The sequence below is a fragment of the Micromonospora aridisoli genome, assembly GCF_056150025.1.
In genome coordinates this window covers 1-502 of sequence record NZ_JAXCFK010000206.1, presented here as the reverse complement: position 1 = coordinate 502, position 502 = coordinate 1, and the positions used below count along the sequence as shown (strand labels likewise).

Annotated in this window: 1 pseudogene; it reads left to right on the top strand. The window is 76.3% G+C overall.

The annotated features are described in order from the left end of the window. Positions 1-50: 50 nt before the first annotated feature. Positions 51-502, top strand: a pseudogene (locus SM447_RS30130) (cobyrinate a,c-diamide synthase); the annotation flags it as partial.

Below are 502 nucleotides of genomic sequence, written 5' to 3'. Positions count from 1 at the left end.
GGGCGGGTATGGTCACGCGGGCGGAAACCACCCCAGACCAGGAGTCGATGATGACCGTCGTGCCGCGCGTCGTGCTCAGCGCGCCCTCCTCGGGGCACGGCACCGGCGCCGTCTCCCTCGGCCTGCTCGCGGCGCTCACCGACCGGGGGATCCCGGTGGCCGGGTTCAAGGTCGGGCCGGACCAGGTGGACGCGGCGTACCTCGGGTTGGCCGCCGGCCGGCCCGGACGCACGCTCGACCCCCGGCTGGTCGGCCCGGAGCGGATCGCCCCGCTCTTCGCGCACGGCGCGGCCGGGGCCGGGTTCGCGCTGGTCCAGGGCACCATGGGGCTCTACGACTCGGTGGCCGGCCGGCCGGAGAGCGAGTCCACCGCCGCCGTCGCCACCGCGCTGCGCAGCCCGGTGGTGCTTGTCGTGGACGTGGGCGCGATGGGCCAGTCGGTGGCCGCGCTCGTGCACGGCTTCCGGGCGTACGACGAGCAGCTCTGGCTGGGCGGCGTGAT